The 1,259-nt window shown below is 49.4% G+C and carries 1 protein-coding gene; it reads left to right on the top strand.

All coding sequences use genetic code 11. The annotated features are described in order from the left end of the window. Nucleotides 1-112: 112 nt before the first annotated feature. Entirely contained in the window at nt 113-1,078 is a 966-nt protein-coding gene (gene rlmF, locus AB4J89_RS18960) for a 23S rRNA (adenine(1618)-N(6))-methyltransferase RlmF (RefSeq protein ID WP_191902004.1), read from the top strand. The last annotated feature ends 181 nt before the right edge of the window (nt 1,079-1,259 follow it).

Consider the following 1,259-nt stretch of genomic DNA (forward strand, 5'->3'; position numbering starts at 1 on the left):
CTCTGAATGCAGGCTTAATACGGTTTCATCCCGAGCTGTTAGCTGCAACTTGAAAGCTATAGGGTATATGGTATCGTACGCGTCAGAAATACCTTTAAGAGAACCTTTCACGGTGGAAAAAAAGAAAACCTTCCTGCAGCAGAAAAGCGGCTTGCACCCGCGTAACCGTCATCGTTCACGCTATGATTTCCCGGCGCTGATCGCTAGTTGCCCCGCACTGGAGCCGTTCATCAAGCCGAACGCTTGGGGCGACATCTCGATAGATTTTGCCGATCCTGCGGCGGTTAAAATGCTCAACCGTGCATTACTGCAACATTTTTATGGCATTGAACACTGGGACATTCCCGCCGATTATCTGTGCCCGCCGATCCCCGGGCGTGCCGACTATTTACACCATCTGGCCGACCTGCTGGCGACCAGCAACGGCGGTGAGTTCCCTCGCGGTAAAGGCGTGGCGATCCTTGATGTGGGTGTTGGTGCCAACTGTATTTATCCGATTATTGGCCTGCGTGAATACGGCTGGCGTTTTACCGGTTCGGAGATTAATCCGATATCGCTCAATTCGGCCAAAATGATCGTGGAGATGAATCCGACACTGAGAAACGGCGTGCGCCTGCGTTTACAAAAACACCCCGAATGTATTTTGAACGGCATCATCGGCGTGGCGGAGAAATTTGATGCCACACTGTGTAATCCACCGTTCCACAGCTCTGAACAGGAAGCGCAAGCCAGCACCCGCCGCAAACTGCACAAACTGGGTAAAGGCGAAGTAGCCGACACGCCGGTACATAACTTTGGCGGCAAAAATAAAGAGCTATGGTGTGAAGGCGGTGAAGAAGCCTTTGTGCGTAAAATGGTAGAGGAGAGCGTTAGCCTGGCGCAAAACTGCCTGTGGTTCACCTCGTTGATTTCTAAAAGCACTACCTTGCCTTCGATTTATCACGCCTTGAAGCTGGTGGGTGCGGCCGAAGTCCGTACCATTGAAATGGCGCAGGGGCAAAAAATCAGTCGCTTCGTGGCTTGGACTTTTCACGACGCACAACAGCAGGTCGCCTGGGCGACAGAACGCTGGCGTTAATTTACCTGGTGCCAGTTATTTAACCGGCACCGATAAAACTTCGTATTTCCCTTTCAATTTCTGCATGTTGCGTTATTCTCAATATGCCTTCCAATACTACAAATCTTAAAAAAGTTATTTATTCAAAATACAATAGTTACCTTACTTAGTTGATATTTTAATCCGGTATATATACCCAACG

This window comes from Proteus sp. STS61-E, assembly GCF_040932335.1.
In the GTDB taxonomy this organism is placed as follows: domain Bacteria; phylum Pseudomonadota; class Gammaproteobacteria; order Enterobacterales; family Enterobacteriaceae; genus Proteus; species Proteus mirabilis_B.